The organism is Stenotrophomonas sp. I18B00994, assembly GCF_014145825.1.
GTDB classification, from domain to species: Bacteria; Pseudomonadota; Gammaproteobacteria; order Xanthomonadales; family Xanthomonadaceae; genus Stenotrophomonas; species Stenotrophomonas maltophilia.
In genome coordinates, this window is record NZ_JACIUW010000031.1 from 1 (window position 1) to 16,318 (window position 16,318).

Here is a 16,318-nt window from a genome sequence, read left to right on the forward strand (position 1 = left end):
CTTCCGATCTCGGTTGAGGGGGACGCTGCAAGTACGTCCATGTAAGCTCGGTCGCCGCATCCATGCGGCTCACGCCCCCTCAACCGGACCCACCCCGCCTTCGACAGATTCTCGCGATCTGTCGGAATGGCGTGGGGTCAGATCCGTTTTCCTACGGAAAACGGATCTGACCCCGAATTGATTCGATATCTGACAGAGATTCATCCACGCATGGCGTGGATCTACCGACCGTCATCGGGAAACTGTCGAGGGTGGGGCGGTGTGGCTGTGCAGGACCGTTGGCGCCATGGATGGCGCCATCGAGCCCCCAGGGATGGGTTTACGGCGTGTCCTGCACAGCCACACCGCCCCGCCAAACCATCAGCAATCCAGAGCCGCTTTGGCTGTTGCTTCGGCCGTTGCTTGAAGCCTCTGCAGGTGCAGGGCGCAGCCCTGCCGAACACCCATTTACTTGACCTGCACGTCGATCACGCCGTCGCCAACGCGGGCCTGCAGCGCGTCACCGGGCTGCACCTGGTCGACCTTTCGTACCAGCGTGCCATCGTCAGTGCGGGTCAGGATGCTGTAGCCACGGGCCACGGTGGCCAACGGGCTCACCGCTTCCAGTGAACGCGCCAGTCCGCGCAGTCGCAGTGCATCGCGCTCCAGCAGGCGCTGCATCGCTGCCTGCGGCCGCCCGCGCAGGGCGGCGAGGCGGCGCTGCAGCGCGTCGAGCTGACGTTGCGGATGGTGCCCGCGCAGTACCGCGGCCGCATGGCGCAGGCGTGCGGCACGGCGCTCCTGCTGCTGGTTGAAGACCGCATGCAGGCGCCGGCCCAGATCGAGCTGGCGACGGCGCAACAGGTCCAGCCGCGCCTGCGGGCTCTGTGCGTTCAGGCGCAGCAGGGCGCGGTCGGCACGCTGCATCGCCTGCTGCATCGCATGCCGTTGCAGCTGCACCATGCGCGCGGCCGTACGGCGCAGACGCAGGGCCAGTTCGCGCTGGTCCGGTACCAGCAGCTCGGCTGCCACCGACGGCGTTGGTGCGCGCAGGTCGGCGGCAAAATCGCTGAGGCTGAAGTCGGTTTCATGGCCCACCGCCGACACTACCGGGGTGCGGCTGGCGGCGATCGCGCGGGCCAGTGCTTCATCGTTGAAGGCCCACAGGTCTTCCAGTGAGCCGCCGCCACGTGTCAGCAGGATCACGTCGTAGCGGCCACTGGCATCGGCGGCCTGCAGCAGGCGGGTGATCTGTGCAGCGGCGCTGCTGCCCTGCACCAGGGTCGGCAGCAGGTCCACTTCCAGCAGCGGGAAGCGGCGGCCGAGTACGCTCAGCACGTCGCGCACGGCCGCGCCGGTGGGTGATGTGATCACCGCCAGGCGCTGCACGTGCGCCGGCAGCGGCCGTTTGCGTGCCGGGTCGAACAGGCCTTCGGCCTCCAGGCGTGCCTTCAGCTCTTCGAACGCGCGGCGCAGCGCGCCTTCGCCGGCCTCCTCCATGTGGTCCAGCACCATCTGGTACTCGCCACGGGCGTCGTACAGGGTCACCTTGCCGCGCACCAGCACGCGCATGCCTTCGCGCGGCACGAACTTCAGGTACTGCGCCTTCATCCGGAACATCGCCGCGCGCAGCTGCGCACGCGCGTCCTTCAGGGTGAAATACAGGTGCCCGGAGGCAGGACGCGCCACGCTGCCCAGTTCGGCCTCGACCCAGATCGCCGGGAAGCTGCCTTCCAGCAGGTCGCGGGCCAGGGTGTTGAGCTGGCTGGGGGTGAGGATGTCGTTGTTGCGTGGCTGCATGGGAACGGCGTGCTGCGGGCGGAACGGGGGCTCAGGATCGCACGTCAGCGCACCGTGTGCTGGCCCAGCGCCCACTGCACGTGTTCACGCACCAGCGGCGAGGGATCATCGACGCGGGTATGCAACGCGGCCAACGCTTCGGCCGAGGACGGTGCATTGCCCAGTGCCACGGCGATGTTGCGCAGCCAGCGTTCATGGCCGCTGCGCCGGATCGGGCTGCCTTCGGTACGGCGCAGGAATTCAGCTTCGTCCCAGGCAAACAGCTGGTCCAGACGGGCAGTGTCGAGGTTGTTGCGCGCGCGGAAATCGGCTTCGTCGGTACGCTTGGCGAACTTGTTCCAGGGGCAGACCAGCTGGCAGTCGTCACAGCCGTAGATGCGGTTGCCGATCAACGGCCGCATGTCTTCGGGGATGGCACCGTCGTGCTCGATGGTCAGGTAGGAAATACAGCGCCGCGCGTCCAGCCGCTGCGGGCCGGTGATGGCCTGGGTCGGGCAGACATCGATGCAGCGCGTGCAGGTGCCGCAGTGTGCCGTGGCCGGTGCATCGATCGGCAGCGGGATATCGATGTAGATCTCGCCGATGAAGAACCAGGAGCCGCCATGGCGGTCGATCAGGCAGGTGTGCTTGCCGATCCAGCCCAGGCCGGCATTGCGCGCCAGTGCGCGTTCCAGCACGGGCGCCGAATCGACGAACACGCGGTAGCCCAGCGGTGCCACTTCATCGTTGATCTGCGTGGCCAGCTTCTGCAGGCGGTTGCGCATCAGCTTGTGGTAGTCGCGGCCCAAGGCGTAACGGGCCACGTAGGCGCGGCCCGGGTCGGCCAGGGTTGCCCAGGCTTCGGTGTCGTCCTTGTGGCTGTAGTCCATGCCCACCGAGATCACCCGTACGGTGCCGGGCAGCAGCTCGGCCGGGCGCGCGCGCAGGGTGCCGTGGCGCGCCATCCAGTCCATCGTGCCGTACAGGCCCTGGCCCAGCCAGTCGGCCAGGTGCGCCTCATCCTCGCCCAGCTCGATGCCGGCGATACCGCAGCGCTGGAAGCCATGCGCACGCGCCAGTTCGCGGATGCGCTGCACGGCCTGGGCCGGATCGACAGGGATGGGGGCGGGGGACATGTGCACCAGTATAAAATCCCTGCATGGCCAACCTTGCCGATCTTTTCGATTCCGCTGCCGCGCGTGCGCTTGATGCGCAGGCTTCGGCGCTGGCCGCCGAGGGTGGTTGGGGCCTGATGGCGCAGGCCGGCCAGGCCGCCTGGCAGTGCCTGCTGCAGCATTGGCCGCAGGCGCAGCGGATCGGCGTGGTGGTCGGAGCAGGCAACAACGGCGGCGACGGCCTGGTGCTGGCCCGCCATGCACGGAAGGCCGGGCGCGCGGTGACGGTGATCGCCTTGCCGGGCAAGCCACCGGCGACGTCGCTGGCACAGCGTGCAGCATCGGAATTCACGTCCGACGGCGGCACCATCACCGATTTCGACGGCGGGCTGCCCGAGGCCGATATCTGGGTCGATGCCCTGTTCGGTCTGGGCTTCGACCGTGCGCCGGAAGGTGTGGCGCAGGCGCTGATCGCCGCCCTCAACGCGCAGACGGCACCGGTTCTGGCGCTGGACGTCCCCAGTGGCGTCGATGCCGACCGGGGCGCCGTACCGGGCGAGGCGGTGAAGGCTGCTTTGACCCTGCAGTTCATCGTGCCGCATCGCGGGCTGTATACCGGCGATGCGCTGGATCATTGCGGGCGGAAGGCGTTGGCGCCGCTGCAGCTACCCACGGCCGCATGGCAGGGCGTGTCACCCGCCGCAGAGCACTGGACCCAGGCTCGCTTGCCGGCACTGCTGCCGCCGCGTCGTGCCAATACCCACAAGGGCGAATCCGGGCACGTGCTGTGCGTCGGCGGCAACCATGGCAGCGGTGGGGCCATCGCGATGGCGGCCGAAGCGGCACTGCGTGCCGGCGCGGGACTGTTGAGCCTGGCCACCCGGCGCGATCACGTCGGCCCATTGCTGGCTCGGCTTCCCGAGGCGATGACCCATGCGCTTGAAGATGGCGATGTGCTGCCGGCGCTGCTGGAGAAGGCCAGGGTGGTGGCGATCGGCCCCGGCCTGGGCCAGGACGAATGGGCACGCGCAATGTTTGCGCAGGTGCTGGACAGCGACAAACCGCTGGTGGTTGATGCCGATGCGCTGAATCTGCTGGCGCAGGATCCGCGCGCGCTGCCGGAGGCGATCCTTACGCCACATCCGGGCGAGGCCGCGCGCCTGCTCGACTGCAGTACCGCTGACATCCAGGCCGATCGCTACCGCTGTGCGCAGACGTTGGCCGAGCGCTTCCACGCCGTGGTGGTGCTGAAGGGCGCGGGCAGCATCGTGACGGCGCCCGGGCAGGTGCCACGGCTGATTGCTGCAGGCAACCCCGGCATGGCCGTGGGGGGCATGGGCGACCTGCTCACCGGCATCATTGCCAGCCTGCGCGCGCAGGGCCTGGCCGCCTTCGACGCTGCCGCCACTGGCGCACTGCTGCACGCGCTCGCCGGCGACGCTGCGGCCGCCGACGGCGCGCGCGGCATGCTTCCCACTGATCTGCTGGTGCCGCTGCGGCAACTGGCCAACCCGGAACGCTCTTCATGACTGAATTCTTCCTTGCCGACAGCGATGCCACCGAACTGCTCGGGCAGTGGCTGGCGGCGACCCGACCGCCGCAGGCGCTGATCGAACTGCGCGGCGACCTGGGCGCCGGCAAATCCACCACCGCACGCGCACTGCTGCGCGCGCTGGGCGTGCAGGGCGCGATCCGCAGCCCCACTTACACCCTGGTCGAGCGCTATCCGCTGGCCAGCGGTGGCGAGGCCTGGCACCTGGACCTGTACCGGATCGGCCAAGCCGGCGAACTCGATTTCCTGGGCCTGGACGAGGGCAGCGCGGTGTTGTGGCTGGTGGAATGGCCGGAACGCGGCGCTGGCGCGCTGCCGCCGACCGACCTGGTGGTGGCGTTGGAGATCGAGGGGCAGGGGCGTCGCGCCCGTCTCACCGGAGCCAGCGACGTCGGACATGAGTGGCTGAAGCGGCTTCCCCAAGGGGGCGACTTGCAGGCCATTTCTGTCGGCTGACGAGAACAAAGACCGGCAGGTTACGGATTATTAAGGAAAAAGGTATTGCATTCCGTTCAGCGCGGTGATTGAATCCTGAGCCATGCGCCCGGGGAACCGTCTCATCGCTATCTGTGCCGCCGTCGGACTGGGTCTGGCGAGCGTCAGTGCGTGGGCCGGTGAAGTCCGCCAGGTCCTGCTGAATACCGGCGCCACCGGCACCCGTGCCGAGATCTCGCTGGTCGGCAGTGGCGGCTACAAGACGCTTTCTCTGGCCAGTCCGAACCGTCTGGTGGTTGACTTCCCTGACTCCAGCGCCATACGCAACCTGAAGATGCCGGCTGCGCAGGGCGTGGTCACGGCGGTGCGTACCGGACAGCCGGTGCCGGGGACCTTCCGTGTCGTTTTCGACCTCGCTGAATCGGTGGCGCCGTTCCGCCCGCAGATGCAGCGGGAGGGCAATGAATCCAAGCTGGTGATCGAATGGCCGGGCGATGGCCCGGCCATGGCCGCCAGCCGTCCGGCAGCGACACCGGCGGTGCAGCCGCAGGCACCGGTGGCGACGCCCGCGCCGACCCCGGCTGAAAGCGCACAGTCGCGTTCCGATGCCGCACGTGCGACCGCACTGCTGACCGCGCAGGTGCGGCAGCAGGCCAGTGCCACTGCCGCCGCACCGGCCACGCCGACCCCGGCGCCGTCCACCGCGCCGGCCCAGGTTGCGGCGGCCGGTACCGTGGCCAGCAGCTCACCTTCTTCCTCGCCGGCCGCGATCCTGGCCGGCCAGCGCACCGCCGCCGTGGTGACCAAGCCGCCGGCTACCGTGCCTGCACCGGCGCCGACGCCGGTGGAACCGCCGCGCCCGGCCATGCCCAGCGATGCCTCGCGCATCCGCATGCAGGCCGGCATGCGTCATCTGGTGGTCGCCATCGATCCCGGCCACGGTGGCCAGGATCCCGGCGCGATCGGCCCGACCGGCAAGCGCGAAAAGGATGTCACCCTGGCGGTGGCGCGTGAGCTCGCCCGCCAGGTCAATGCGACGCCGGGCCTGAAGGCCTATCTGACCCGCGACAGCGACGTGTTCATCCCGCTGCCGATGCGTGCGCAGAAGGCACGTGCAAACAAGGCCGACATCTTCATTTCGATCCATGCCGACGCGGCCGAAAACCGTTCGGCCACTGGTTCGTCGGTATACGTGCTGTCGACCAAGGGCGCCTCTTCGCAGCGCGCCCGCTGGCTGGCGGACAAGGAAAACGCGGCCGACCTGGTGGGTGGCGTGCGCCTGCAGCAGACCGAAGGCACGCTTGCCAACGTGCTGCTGGACCTTGCCCAGAGCGGTTACATGAAGGCGTCTGAAGATGCCGCCGGCCACGTGCTGGGCGGCCTGAAGCGGATCGGCAACAACCACAAGCCGAACATCGAACGTGCGAACTTCGCCGTGCTGCGCACCTCGGACATGCCGGCGATGCTGGTGGAAACCGCGTTCATCTCCAACCCGGACGAAGAGCGCCGTCTGATCGACCCGGCCTACCAGCGCAAGATCGCCGGCGCCGTGCTCGATGGCGTGCACACCTTCTTCAGCCGCCAGCCACCGCCGGGCACGCTGTACGCAGCCCGTGCCCAGGCCGAGATCGACGCTGCCGGGACCATGGCCGGCGGCAGCAAATAACCTGCCGAAGGCAGGTTACTGCTTTCTGTAGAGTCGACTGTCAGTCGACTACGCGCGCAGCGCGGGGTTTTCGCCGCCCGGCGGAGGGCAGTCGACTGACAGTCGACTCTACATGCGCAGCCTCCGCTATCATCAACCCATGAAGTCTGCTGCCCATCCTCTCCCATGAGCGCGCCCGGACCGCGCCCGATCCGGCCGTTGCCGGAAATCCTGATCAACCAGATCGCCGCCGGCGAAGTGGTCGAACGTCCTGCGTCGGTGGTCAAGGAGCTGGTCGAGAACGCGATCGATGCCGGTGCCAGCCGCGTTGATATCGATCTTGAAGAGGGGGGTGTCCGCCTGATCCGCATCCGCGACAATGGCAGTGGCATCGCGCCGGAACAGCTGCCGCTGGCGGTCTCGCGCCACGCCACCAGCAAGATCGCCGATCTGGACGACCTCGAATCGGTGGCCACGCTCGGGTTCCGTGGCGAAGCGCTGCCGTCGATCGCCTCGGTCAGCCGCTTTACCCTGTCCTCGCGTCGCGCGCATGACGAACACGGTTCGGCACTGCAGATCGAAGGCGGCAAGATCGGCGAAGTGACGCCACGTGCGCATGCACCGGGCACCACCGTGGAAGTGCGCGAGCTGTTCTACAACGTACCGGCGCGGCGCAAGTTCCTGCGCGCCGAGCGTACCGAACTGGGCCATATCGAAGAGTGGTTGCGTTCGCTGGCGCTTGCGCGACCGGATGTCGAACTGCGCGTGTCGCACAACGGCAAGGCCTCGCGCCGCTACAAGCCGGGCGATCTGTATTCCGATGCGCGCCTGGCCGAAACGCTGGGCGAGGATTTCGCCAATCAGGCCGTGCGCGTCGACCACAGTGGTGCCGGCCTGCGCCTGCACGGCTGGATCGCGCAGCCGCATTATTCGCGCGCCAGCGCCGACCAGCAGTACCTGTACGTCAACGGCCGTTCGGTGCGCGACCGCAGCGTCGCCCATGCGGTGAAGATGGCTTACGGCGATGTGCTGTACCACGGCCGCCAGCCAGCCTATGTGCTGTTCCTCGAGCTCGACCCGACCCGCGTTGACGTCAACGTGCACCCGGCCAAGCACGAGGTTCGCTTCCGTGATTCGCGGCTGGTGCACGATTTCGTCTACCGCACGCTGAAGGACGCGCTGGCTGATACCCGCGCCGGCATGTCGGCGCAGGAGATCGGTGCGGGTCCGGTGCATCCGGTGGACGCCGCTGCTGCACCGATGGCATCGAGCGCGGGCGCATCGGGTTTCGGGCTGGCGCGTGGACCTACGCCCGGTGCCGGCTCGGGTGGCGGTGGTGGTGGTTTTTCCGGCTGGCGCCCGCAGCAGCCCCTTGGACTGCAGGTGGCCGATGCACCGGCGGCCTATGCCGCGCTGTATGCCGCACCGGCCGGTGCCGAACGCGGTGCTGCGCTGCCGCCGATGCCGACCGAGAACGGACTGCCGGTGACCAGTGCCGACGCCGGCGTACCGCCGCTGGGCTACGCGATCGCGCAGCTGCACGGCATCTACATCCTGGCCGAGAACGCAGAAGGCCTGATCGTGGTCGACATGCATGCCGCGCACGAGCGCATCGGCTACGAGCGCCTGAAGAACGCGCACGATGGTATCGGCCTGCAGTCGCAGCCGCTGCTGGTGCCGATCACACTCGCCGTGGGCGAGCGCGAAGCCGACACCGCCGAAAGTGAAGCCGAAACGTTGGCGGCGCTCGGCTTTGAGGTGACCCGTGCCGGTCCCGGATCGCTGCACGTGCGCAGTATTCCAGCGCTGTTGGCGCATGCCGAACCGGAGGGGCTGCTGCGCGATGTGCTGACCGACCTGCGCGAGCACGGCCAGAGCCGCCGCGTGGCCAGCGCACGTGACGAACTGCTGTCGACCATGGCCTGTCACGGTGCGGTGCGTGCCAACCGGCGCCTGACCGTGCCGGAAATGAACGCGCTGCTGCGCGACATGGAAATCACCGAACGGTCTGGCCAGTGCAACCACGGCCGGCCGACCTGGGCCCGTTTTTCGCTGGCGGAGATCGACCGCTGGTTCCTGCGCGGACGTTGAGGGGAGCATCGATGCGTTATCGGGGAATGGGCGGCCTGCTGGCCGCCTTGCTGTTGGCCGCGTGCAGTCCGGCAACACCGCCGGCGCCGAAGGTTACCGAAGATCCGGCCTATGCGGCCGCGCAGCAGCAATGGCGGGTGGCCCGCTACCAGGACCTGACCCGGCCCGATGGCTGGACGGCCCTGGTCGGCCTGCACTGGCTGCAGAACAAATCACACTTCGTCGGCAGTGGTGCCACCAACGGCATCCGCCTGACGGTTGGCCCGGACAAGCTGGGCCTGCTGCGTCGCGAGGGCAGCCAGTGGTGGTTCACGCCCGAAGCCGGTGTGGATGTCAGCCATGATGGCCAGCCGGTGCGCGGCCGTATCCGCATCGACACCGACAAGGATCCGCAGCCAACCCTGTTGGCCTTCGACGGTGGCAAGGGCCAGCTCAGCATCATCCGGCGCGGTCCGCGCGATGCGCTGCGGGTCAAGCATGCCGATGCGCCGGCGCGCCGTGATTTCGCCGGGCTGGAGTACTGGCCGGGTGGCCCGGACTGGCAGGTGCAGGCACGCTTCATCCCGCATCTGGCGGGCAAGACCCTGCCCATTGTCGACATCACCGGCCTGACCACCGAGATGCCCAATGCGGGTGCGGTCGAATTCGAACGCGACGGCCGCACATGGCGGCTGGAGGCGATCGGAGCCACCGGGCAGCCGCTGTTCCTGATCTTTGCCGACCGCACCAGTGGCCGCGGCAGTTATCCGGCCGGGCGCTACCTGGATACCGATGCGCCGGCAGCCGACGGCAGGCTACGCATCGATTTCAATCATGCCTACAACCCGCCGTGTGCATTCACCGCGTATGCCACGTGCCCGCTGGCGCCGCCGGAAAACCGGCTGGACCTGCGCATGGAAGCGGGCGAGAAGGCCTACCACCTGTCTGAAGGAGAGGGCTGAGATGCCGTTGAAGGGACTGTTCCGTGCAACGCTGCTGATGGCAGCGTTTGCAATCGCACCGCTGGCACCGGCGCGCAATGCACCGGCCACCGACGCCGCTGCCACGGCGGCGGCCAAGCCGCCGGTGCCGCTGCTGTGGAAGGTGACCGGCCCGGGTGATTCACGCGTATACCTGCTTGGATCATTCCACCTGTTGAAACCGCAGGACTACCCGCTGTCGCCCGATGTCGAGCAGGCCTTCGAGGCCTCGCAGCGGGTCGTGTTCGAACTGTCGCCGGAGGACATGCAGTCGCCGCAGCTGGCCAGCCGCATGGTGCAGGCTGCAGTGCGCACCGATGGCAGCGAGCTCAAGCGCGATCTCGACGCGGCCACCTGGCAGAAGCTGCAGGCGTTCGCATCCGAGAACAAGCTTCCGTTGGCACAGATGCAGGGCATGAAGCCCTGGTTCGTCGGCCTGAGCATTTCGGTCGGGCAGATGCAGAAGATGGGCCTGGACCCGGCGCTGGGCCTGGACCGTCATTTCATGGAGCGCGCGCAGAAGACCGGCCGCAGGACCGCTGGGTTGGAAGACATCGATACCCAGATCGGCATGCTCGACGGCATGACCGTGCAGGAGCAGCGACAGATGCTGTCCGAGGCGCTGGATCAGGCGGGCAAGGGCGATGAGCAGGCGCGCCAGCTGCATGATGCCTGGCGGCGAGGCGATGAGCGCGTGTTGTGGACGAAGATGGCCGCGGAAATGCGCCAGCAGTACCCGCAGCTTTACCAGCGCATCAACACCGGGCGCAACGATGCGTGGGTACCGAAGCTGCTGCCGTACCTGCAGGCCGGGCAGGGTGGCACGCTGGTGGTGGTCGGTACGCTGCACCTTCTGGGCGGTGACGGCGTGGTCGAGAAGCTGAAGGCGAAGGGCTACAAGGTCGAACGCGTATGCACGGGGTGCAAAGCGAAACGTTGATGCTCCCCCGGGGCACAAAACAAAGCGGCGCGCCATTGGGCGCGCCGTTTTCGTATCCGCCGGTACATCGGCTCAGCGGCGGGTCTTGCCGCCGGTGCCGGTACCGGGTTCGTTGGGCTTGTTGCCGGTGCCGGTACCGGTGCCACCCGGTCGCGGACCACCGAAACCGGTGCCCATGCTGCGCTGGAATTCCTGCCACAGCTCCAGGTTGCGCTCGGTCAGCTGGTTCATCATCGCCCACGGGGTCTGGCCCAGCAGGTTGCCCATCTGCTGGCGGAACTGCTGCTGCTGGTCGAGGAAGACCTGCATGCTGCGCTCCAGGTAGTTGCCCATGAAGCCCTGCAGGGAATCGCCGTAGAAGCGGATCAGCTGGCTCAGCAGCTGGGTGGACAGCATCGGTTCGCCGTCCTGTTCCTGGTCGGCGATGATCTGCAGCAGGACCGAACGGGTGAGGTCGTCGCCGCTCTTGGCGTCACGGACTTCGAAGTCTTCACCGTCCAGGATCAGCTGGCGCACGTCCTCGATGGTGATGTAGCTGGAGATCTCGGTGTCGTAGAGACGGCGGTTCGGATACTTCTTGATGATGCGGGTCGCAGCCATTGAAGCGGTCACTCGTCACAGTAGATGCGAAGCATGGCGCAGTGCAGCAGCCGTTGCAACCGCCTCAGCCCCCGCCAGGCTTGGCTTTCACAGGGGATCATGTTGCGCAACAAGGGTTTGCGTGCTGCGCAGCATGACCATCGGCAGGGGCGGCGGGTGTGCGCCGCCGAGGCCGCCGGCGCGGCTTACCAACCCATATGGTGGCCGCCATTGATGTCCAGGTTGCTGCCGGTGATCCACGAGGCTTCCTCCGCCACCAGGAAGGACACCCCGTAAGCGATTTCCTCCGGCTTGCCGAGGCGCCCGGTGGGAATGTCGGCGACGATCTTGGCGCGCACTTCCTCCGGCACCGCCATCACCATGTCGGTCGCGACGTAGCCGGGCGAAATGGTGTTGACGGTAATGCCGAAGCCGGCGTTCTCGCGCGCCAGCGAGATGGTGAAGCCGTGCATGCCGGCCTTGGCCGCCGCGTAGTTGGCCTGGCCGTACTGGCCCTTCAGGCCGTTGATCGAGCTGATCTGGATGACCCGGCCCCAGCCGCGGCGGCGCATGCCCTCGATGACCGGGCGGGTGACGTTGAACACCGAATTGAGGTTGGTGTTGATCACATCGTGCCACTGGTCCGCGCGCATGCGATGGAACGTGGTGTCGCGGGTGATGCCCGCGTTGTTGACCAGGATCTCGACCGGGCCCAGCTCGGCCTCGACGGCGCGCACCAGCGCTTCGGCGCTGCCTGGATCGGAGACATCGCCCGGGAAGATCGACACGCTGTAGCCGCGTTCGGTCATTGCCTGCTGCCAGGCGCGGGCCTTGGCCTCGTCGCGGTAGTTGGTGGCGACCCGGTGGCCCTGGTCGGCCAGGCGTTGGCAGATGGCGGTGCCGATGCCGCCGGTTCCGCCGGTGACCAGTGCGACGCGAGATGTCATGGAGTGTTGTCCGGGTGTCGGGTGGGGGAAGGGGGATTCTGCAACATCGGCGCGGAAAGTGCGCCGGCTGGCAACAGGATGTCGGTCCGCGGCAGTCGTGCCGGGTCGAAGGCCTGCCGAGCGGTGGCCAGCAGCGTATCCAGGTCGTGCGCAGGTTCCAGCGCCCCAGGTGCCTGGCCGAGCAGCTTCCAGAGCTGGCGCAGCACGGGCAGCGGGTGCGAACTGTCCACCGGCAGCGCCGCCAGCGACTTGGACAGTTTGTGGCCCGGCGCATCCAGCAGCAGCGGCAGGTGCCAGTAGCGCGGCACCGCCAGCCCCAATGCCTGCTGCAGCAGGATCTGCCGCGCGGTGGAGTCGAGCAGGTCGGCGCCGCGCACCACTTCGGTCACTCCTTGTGCGGCGTCATCGACCACCACCGCCAACTGGTAGGCCCAGCATCCATCGGCGCGGCGCAGCACGAAGTCGCCGACCTCGGCGTGCACGTCCTGCTGCTGCGGGCCGCGCAGGCCATCGTCGAAGTACACGATGCTGCCCGGTGGCACGCGGAAGCGGACGGCAGGGTCCGGTCGAGGTTGCCGGGCGACGCAACGATGGTGGATGCCGCCGTTGGCGGCCAGGTCGCTGCGGCTGCAGTGGCAGACAAAGGCCAGGTCGCTGGCCAGCAGCACGTCCAGCGCGGCCTGGTAGGCCTCGCCGCGGGTGCTCTGCCAGAGGATCGGGCCATCGTGGACCAGGCCGAACGCGGCCAGCGCCCGCAGCTGTGACTCGGCGACGCCGGGCACGGTGCGTGGTGGATCGACGTCTTCGATGCGCAGCCGCCACAAGCCGCCGTTATGTCGCGCGAGCAGCCAGCTGCCGAAGGCGGCGAGCAGGGATCCGGGATGGAGCAGGCCGGTCGGCGAGGGCGCGAAACGACCGCAGGGAATGGGGGAGGTCATGCTGGCTGAATCGTCGGTCAGGTTGGCGCTTGAATTCAAGCTGACCACACCGCAAATTGACCGGTATCGACCCCTTCCGAGCCGGATTTTCCCATGTTTACCCGCATTGCCCTGTTCCTGGCGACCAACTTCGCGGTCCTGATTCTCGCCAGCATCGTGATGTCGTTGCTCGGGGTCAATCCAAGCCAGATGAGCGGCCTGCTGGTCATGGCCGCGATCTTCGGCTTCGGTGGCTCCTTCATCTCGCTGCTGCTCTCCAAGTGGATGGCCAAGCGCTCCACCGGTGCGGTGGTGATCACTGAGCCGCGCAACCAGACCGAGCGCTGGCTGCTGGCCACCGTCGAGCGCCAGGCCAAGGCGGCCGGTATCGGCATGCCCGAAGTAGCGGTGTACGAAGGCCCGGAGATCAACGCCTTCGCCACTGGTGCCAACCGCAACAACGCGCTGGTGGCGGTGTCCACCGGCCTGCTGCACAACATGAGCGAAGACGAGGCCGAAGCGGTGCTGGGCCACGAGATCGCCCACGTCGCCAACGGTGACATGATCACCATGGCGCTGCTGCAGGGCGTGCTGAACACCTTCGTGATCGTGCTGGCCCGCGTGGTCGGCGGCATCATCGACAGCGCGCTGTCGGGTAACCGCGAAGGCGGCGGCCGTGGCTTCGCCTATTACATCATCGTGTTCGTGCTGGAGATGGTGTTCGGCCTGTTCGCCACCATGATCTCGATGTGGTTCTCGCGCCACCGCGAGTTCCGCGCCGACGCCGGCGGTGCCTCGCTGGCCGGCCGCCAGAAGATGATCGCCGCGTTGGAGCGGCTGCAGCTGAACCACGGCCAGAGCACGCTGCCGACCCAGATTGCCGCCTTCGGTATTGCCGGTTCGACGGCGAAGAAGCTGTTCATGAGCCATCCGCCGCTGGAAGAGCGCATCGCCGCGCTGCGGGCGTCGACGGTGGCGTAAGTCTCCGTACTTCTACGGTAGTGCAGGAACGCCTGGCCCCGCGCCGGGCGTTTTTGTTTGCGCGGTGCATTGCTGATGCCGGATCGTGCCCGGGGGATCGTTTCCGCGACTGCGGGGAGATGTCACTTTCTTTGCTCGTGCAAAGAAAGTAACCAAAGAAACACGCCGCCGGGGCGCGAGCCGACGTGCTGCGCACGCCGGTACCCTGCGCTCCTCGGCCCGTCGAGGGACGGTGCGGGAACTCGCTGCGCTCAGACACCCGCACCTCTCCGCCCTCGCCAGACCTGCGGTGCTCGGCTCGCTCAAGGCGGACCCAAGGTCAAATGCCACAGCGGCACCCGGTTGATCCATGCCACGCGTGCATGCTGTTGCCCTTGATCTTGACCTTCCAGTCCGCCTTGAGCGAGCCGAGCATCGCAGGGGAATCAGGGGCGAAGAGGTGCCGGTGTCTGAGCGCAGCGAGTTCGGCGCCGTCCCCTGATTCTCCGAGAAGCGCAGGGAACCGTCGCGTAGCGACGGCTCGCGGCTGGCGGAGCGTTTCTTTGGTTACTTTCTCTGCACGAGCAAAGAAAGTGACACCCCTCCGCGGTCGCGGAAATGACTCTCCGTGCGCACAAACGAAAACGGCACCCTCGCAGGCGCCGTCTCCATGAACCGCATTACGCGAAACCTCAGAACTTCGCGTCGAACTCCGCCGCGTAGCCAGTGTTCACCAGCACCTTCTGCAGCGACTCGGCCACCTTCAGGTTGCCGGCAACGATCTGGTGGGTCTCCGGGCCACGGTTGTCCATCCGGCCCAGGGTCGCGCCCTTGAAGTCGCAGACCTTGCCACCCGCCTCGCGGACCAGCAGCAGCCCGGCAGCGATGTCCCACGCCTTCACGCCGGCTTCGAAATAGGCGTCGGCGCGGCCGCAGGCCACGTAGGCCAGGTCCAGCGCAGCCGAACCGGTGCGGCGGATGTCCTCAGCCTGGACCAGCAGGGTGTCGACCGACTTCAGCTGCGCGCTGGCGCGGCTGCGTTCGCGCGGGGCGAAGCCGGTGTGGATCATCGTGCCTTCCAGATCCTTGCGGTCGGCCACGCGGATGCGGCGGTCGTTCAGCACGGCGCCGGCGCCACGGCTGGCGGTGAACAGTTCATTGCGCAGCGGATCGAAGATGACGGCATCGGTCGGCTCGCCGTTCTCGACCAGGGCGATCGACACGCAGTAGTGCGGCACGCCGCGCAGGTAGTTGCTGGTGCCATCCAGCGGGTCGATGACCCACATCTGGCGGCGCTCGCCCTGCACGCCACCTTCTTCACCGAAGATGCCGTAATCCGGGTAGGCGCGCTTGAGTTCCTTGACGATGACCTTTTCCGCGTCCGCATCCACTTCGCTGGCGTAGTCCATCCGGCCCTTCTGCACCACGTTCAGTGCCTCGAGCTTGTTGATGTTGCGCAACAGGACGTTGCCGGCGAGGCGGGCGGCCTTGACCATGACGGTGACGGCGGGTTTCTGCATGGCGTGGGCTCCCGGAAAGGCAGAAGAGATGGACTGGCGGGGGAAAAGAGCGGGTCCGGCGCAGTGGCCGGCCGCACAGTTTACCATTGGTCATCGTCCAGCTCGACCTTTTCCCTGTTCATGTCCCAGTTTCCCGCCGCCACCCGCCTCCGATTTGTCCTGGTCGGTACCCAGCACCCCGGCAACATGGGGGCTGCCGCCCGCGCCCTGAAGACCATGGGCCTGGCCCGCCTGGTGCTGGTCGCCCCCGAAAAGCCGCTGGACGAGGAGGCCTTCCGCCGCTCGGCCGGTGCCGAAGACGTGCTGGGGGACGCTCCGGTGGTGGCCACCCTGGCCGAGGCCGTGGCTGACTGCCGCCTGGTACTGGGTTGCACGGCCCGTGCCCGCCGCGTCCAGCTGGAGGAATACCTGCCGGCCGACGCTGCCGCCCGTGCGGTGGCCAAGGCGGGCGAAGGTGCCGAGGTCGCACTGGTATTCGGCCGCGAGCGCACCGGCCTGACCAACGAGGAGCTGCAGCTCTGCCACGCCGCAGTGCACATCCCGTCAGACCCGGAGTTCAGCTCGCTCAACCTGGCCGCCGCCGTGCAGGTGCTGGCGTACGAAACGCGCATGCAGCTGCTGGGCGCGCAGCCGGCCGCCGACGCCGAGCCGGGCTTCCGCGAACAGGCCGCCAGCCATGAGCAGATGGAGAGCTTCTTCGCCCAGCTCGGCGACACTCTGGACGAGATCGATTTCCACAAGGGCCGCGCGCCGGAATCGGCGATGCGCAAGCTGCGCCGCCTGTTCCTGCGCAGCGAGCCGAGCGAGCAGGAAGTGCGCCTGTTGCGCGGCATCCTCGCCGACACCCAGCGCATGGCGCGTCTGGCCCAGGCCGGCAGCAAGGACAGCTGACGACGTTCT

Annotated in this window: 14 protein-coding genes; 8 read left to right on the plus strand and 6 right to left on the minus strand. The window is 67.7% G+C overall.

Annotated features, from left to right (window positions below; genetic code table 11):
• Positions 1-447: 447 nt before the first annotated feature.
• Positions 448-1,779 carry an exodeoxyribonuclease VII large subunit gene (gene xseA / locus H4O10_RS20895; protein WP_049453449.1) on the minus strand — a complete coding sequence of 444 codons (1,332 nt, stop codon included), beginning with the start codon at positions 1,777-1,779 and terminating at the stop codon, positions 448-450.
• Between the two features lie 44 nt (positions 1,780-1,823).
• Positions 1,824-2,894 carry a tRNA epoxyqueuosine(34) reductase QueG gene (gene queG, locus H4O10_RS20900; protein WP_005410398.1) on the minus strand — a complete coding sequence of 357 codons (1,071 nt, stop codon included), beginning with the start codon at positions 2,892-2,894 and terminating at the stop codon, positions 1,824-1,826.
• Positions 2,895-2,917: 23 nt separating this feature from the next.
• On the opposite strand from queG, the gene H4O10_RS20905 reads away from it, so the two are divergent.
• From H4O10_RS20905 to H4O10_RS20930, 6 genes are all read left to right on the plus strand, one after another.
• Complete coding sequence (locus H4O10_RS20905) at positions 2,918-4,402, plus strand: NAD(P)H-hydrate dehydratase (protein WP_049453451.1); 1,485 nt, start codon at positions 2,918-2,920, stop codon at positions 4,400-4,402.
• Positions 4,399-4,881 carry a tRNA (adenosine(37)-N6)-threonylcarbamoyltransferase complex ATPase subunit type 1 TsaE gene (tsaE, locus tag H4O10_RS20910; protein WP_005410396.1) on the plus strand — a complete coding sequence of 161 codons (483 nt, stop codon included), beginning with the start codon at positions 4,399-4,401 and terminating at the stop codon, positions 4,879-4,881. Before H4O10_RS20905 ends, tsaE begins: the two co-directional genes overlap by 4 nt.
• Positions 4,882-4,963: 82 nt before the next feature.
• Positions 4,964-6,526, plus strand: a complete 1,563-nt coding sequence (locus H4O10_RS20915) for an N-acetylmuramoyl-L-alanine amidase (protein ID WP_049453453.1) — start codon at positions 4,964-4,966, stop codon at positions 6,524-6,526.
• A 165-nt stretch (positions 6,527-6,691) separates the two neighbouring features.
• The gene (gene mutL, locus H4O10_RS20920) at positions 6,692-8,596 is read left to right on the plus strand and encodes a DNA mismatch repair endonuclease MutL (protein WP_049404634.1); all 1,905 of its coding nucleotides are present in this window, start codon (positions 6,692-6,694) and stop codon (positions 8,594-8,596) included.
• Positions 8,597-8,607: 11 nt separating this feature from the next.
• Positions 8,608-9,537 carry a DUF1684 domain-containing protein gene (locus H4O10_RS20925; RefSeq protein ID WP_049453455.1) on the plus strand — a complete coding sequence of 310 codons (930 nt, stop codon included), beginning with the start codon at positions 8,608-8,610 and terminating at the stop codon, positions 9,535-9,537.
• A gap of 1 nt (position 9,538) precedes the next feature.
• Positions 9,539-10,495 carry a TraB/GumN family protein gene (locus H4O10_RS20930; RefSeq protein ID WP_024958298.1) on the plus strand — a complete coding sequence of 319 codons (957 nt, stop codon included), beginning with the start codon at positions 9,539-9,541 and terminating at the stop codon, positions 10,493-10,495.
• A 72-nt stretch (positions 10,496-10,567) separates the two neighbouring features.
• On the opposite strand, the gene phaR is transcribed toward H4O10_RS20930, so the two are convergent.
• From phaR to gluQRS, 3 genes are all read right to left on the minus strand, one after another.
• On the minus strand, positions 10,568-11,095 hold the full coding sequence (gene phaR / locus H4O10_RS20935; RefSeq protein WP_005410391.1) for a polyhydroxyalkanoate synthesis repressor PhaR: 528 nt from the start codon (positions 11,093-11,095) through the stop codon (positions 10,568-10,570).
• A gap of 185 nt (positions 11,096-11,280) precedes the next feature.
• On the minus strand, positions 11,281-12,021 hold the full coding sequence (gene phbB / locus H4O10_RS20940) for an acetoacetyl-CoA reductase (RefSeq protein WP_005410389.1): 741 nt from the start codon (positions 12,019-12,021) through the stop codon (positions 11,281-11,283).
• Positions 12,018-12,959 (minus strand): tRNA glutamyl-Q(34) synthetase GluQRS, encoded by a 942-nt coding sequence (gene gluQRS / locus H4O10_RS20945; RefSeq protein WP_049453458.1) that lies wholly within the window; start codon positions 12,957-12,959, stop codon positions 12,018-12,020. Before gluQRS ends, phbB begins: the two co-directional genes overlap by 4 nt.
• Before the next feature lie 93 nt (positions 12,960-13,052).
• On the opposite strand from gluQRS, the gene htpX reads away from it, so the two are divergent.
• Positions 13,053-13,919, plus strand: a complete 867-nt coding sequence (gene htpX / locus H4O10_RS20950) for a protease HtpX (protein WP_005410387.1) — start codon at positions 13,053-13,055, stop codon at positions 13,917-13,919.
• A 671-nt stretch (positions 13,920-14,590) separates the two neighbouring features.
• Here the strand turns inward: htpX and H4O10_RS20955 are convergent.
• Entirely contained in the window at positions 14,591-15,418 is an 828-nt protein-coding gene (locus H4O10_RS20955; RefSeq protein WP_005410386.1) for an inositol monophosphatase family protein, read from the minus strand.
• Positions 15,419-15,538: 120 nt separating this feature from the next.
• Here H4O10_RS20955 and H4O10_RS20960 point away from each other — a divergent pair, with 120 nt between their 5' ends.
• A complete protein-coding gene (locus H4O10_RS20960; protein WP_005414025.1) occupies positions 15,539-16,309 on the plus strand; it encodes an RNA methyltransferase in 771 nt (256 codons plus the stop codon).
• Positions 16,310-16,318: the final 9 nt, after the last annotated feature.

Excerpts from the sequence above, each read along its gene's own strand:
- xseA (WP_049453449.1), bottom strand. The coding sequence starts at position 1,779 with ATGCAGCCACGCAACAACGACATCCTCACCCCCAGCCAGCTCAACACC.
- queG (WP_005410398.1), bottom strand. The coding sequence starts at position 2,894 with ATGTCCCCCGCCCCCATCCCTGTCGATCCGGCCCAGGCCGTGCAGCGC.
- H4O10_RS20905 (WP_049453451.1), top strand. The coding sequence starts at position 2,918 with ATGGCCAACCTTGCCGATCTTTTCGATTCCGCTGCCGCGCGTGCGCTT.
- tsaE (WP_005410396.1), top strand. The coding sequence starts at position 4,399 with ATGACTGAATTCTTCCTTGCCGACAGCGATGCCACCGAACTGCTCGGG.
- H4O10_RS20915 (WP_049453453.1), top strand. The coding sequence starts at position 4,964 with ATGCGCCCGGGGAACCGTCTCATCGCTATCTGTGCCGCCGTCGGACTG.
- mutL (WP_049404634.1), top strand. The coding sequence starts at position 6,692 with ATGAGCGCGCCCGGACCGCGCCCGATCCGGCCGTTGCCGGAAATCCTG.
- H4O10_RS20925 (WP_049453455.1), top strand. The coding sequence starts at position 8,608 with ATGCGTTATCGGGGAATGGGCGGCCTGCTGGCCGCCTTGCTGTTGGCC.
- H4O10_RS20930 (WP_024958298.1), top strand. The coding sequence starts at position 9,539 with ATGCCGTTGAAGGGACTGTTCCGTGCAACGCTGCTGATGGCAGCGTTT.
- phaR (WP_005410391.1), bottom strand. The coding sequence starts at position 11,095 with ATGGCTGCGACCCGCATCATCAAGAAGTATCCGAACCGCCGTCTCTAC.
- phbB (WP_005410389.1), bottom strand. The coding sequence starts at position 12,021 with ATGACATCTCGCGTCGCACTGGTCACCGGCGGAACCGGCGGCATCGGC.
- gluQRS (WP_049453458.1), bottom strand. The coding sequence starts at position 12,959 with ATGACCTCCCCCATTCCCTGCGGTCGTTTCGCGCCCTCGCCGACCGGC.
- htpX (WP_005410387.1), top strand. The coding sequence starts at position 13,053 with ATGTTTACCCGCATTGCCCTGTTCCTGGCGACCAACTTCGCGGTCCTG.
- H4O10_RS20955 (WP_005410386.1), bottom strand. The coding sequence starts at position 15,418 with ATGCAGAAACCCGCCGTCACCGTCATGGTCAAGGCCGCCCGCCTCGCC.
- H4O10_RS20960 (WP_005414025.1), top strand. The coding sequence starts at position 15,539 with ATGTCCCAGTTTCCCGCCGCCACCCGCCTCCGATTTGTCCTGGTCGGT.